1 protein-coding gene is annotated in these 1,524 nt (G+C 59.7%); it reads right to left on the reverse strand.

Annotation, left to right across the window (positions count from 1 at the left end):
- Positions 1-1,524 (reverse strand): Ig-like domain-containing protein (locus tag CER19_RS25415; RefSeq protein ID WP_178088131.1); only part of this gene is annotated, 1,524 nt, incomplete at both ends.

The raw sequence follows: 1,524 nt of genomic DNA on the forward strand, positions 1-1,524 counted from the left end.
TTCATCGGCTGCCAGGGCAGCGCCCAGGGTGCCGTTAAACACCAGAGTGTTGTCGCTAGTGATGTAGTCGGTAGCGCTCGCACCCGAGTCAGTTGTGATCGAGGTGATCGCGATCGCTGCAGTCGAAACAACACCATCAATGACGACGTTCTGGCTCGCGGATTGCCCTACGTTGCCGGCTGTGTCGATAACACGCACCTGCACGGTGTAGGGGTCGTCACCCAAGGTCGCGGCCTGATTGTCGTAGCTCCAGGTAGTGCCCGAGACAGTGCTGTCCAGCCAAGTGGTACCGCCATCCAGGCTGATCTGCGCCTTCTCATCGGCTGCCAGGGCAGCGCCCAGGGTGCCGTTAAACACCAAAGTGTTGTCGCTAGTGATGTAGTCGGTAGCGCTCGCACCCGAGTCAGTTGTGATCGAGGTGATCGCGATCGCTGCAGTCGAAACAACACCATCAATGACGACGTTCTGGCTCGCGGATTGACCTACGTTGCCGGCTGTGTCGATAACACGCACCTGCACGTTGTAGGTGCCGTCAGCCAAGGTAGCCGCCTGGTTATCGTAGCTCCAGGTGGTGCCCGAGACAGTGCTGTCCAGCCAGGTCGCCCCGCCGTCCAGGCTGATCTGCGCTTTTTCGTCGGCTGCCAAAGCAGCACCCAAGGTGCCGTTGAACACCAGGGTGTTGTCGTTGGTGATGTAGTCGGTTGCGCTCGCACCGGAGTCGGTAGTGATCGAGGTGATCGCGATCGCTGCAGTCGAAACAACACCATCAATGACGACGTTCTGGCTCGCGGATTGACCTACGTTGCCGGCTGTGTCGATAACACGCACCTGCACGTTGTAGGTGCCGTCAGCCAAGGTAGCCGCCTGGTTATCGTAGCTCCAGGTGGTGCCCGAGACAGTGCTGTCCAGCCAGGTCGCCCCGCCGTCCAGACTGATCTGCGCCTTTTCATCGGCTGCCAGGGCAGCACCCAAGGTGCCGTTGAAGACCAAGGTGTTGTCGCTGGTGATGTAGTCGGAAGTGTTAGCACCCGAGTCGACGCTGATCGACGTAATCGCGATGGCTGCACTTGATACAGCACCATCAATGACGACGCTCTGGCTCGCGGTTTGACCCACATTGCCCGCTGTGTCGATGACGCGGACCTGCACGTTATAGGTGCCGTCAGCCAAGGTAGCTGCCTGGTTATCGTAGCTCCAGGTAGTGCCCGATACAGTGCTGTCCAGCCAGGTCACCCCGCCGTCCAGGCTGATCTGCGCTTTTTCATCGGCTGCCAGGGCAGCGCCCAAGGTGCCGTTGAAGACCAGGGTATTGTCGTTGGTGATGTAGTCGGTTGCGCTCGCGCCCGAGTCAGTTGTGATCGAGGTGATCGCGATCGCTGCAGTCGAAACAACACCATCAACCGTTACACTCTGGCTCGCGGTTTGACCCACGTTGCCGGCCGTGTCGATGACACGCACCTGCACGTTATAGGTGCCGTCAGCCAGGGTTGCCGCTTGGTTATCGTAGCTCCAGGTGGTGCCCGC

Source organism: Pseudomonas sp. GL93 (assembly GCF_003408955.1).
GTDB lineage: Bacteria > Pseudomonadota > Gammaproteobacteria > Pseudomonadales > Pseudomonadaceae > Aquipseudomonas > Aquipseudomonas paracarnis.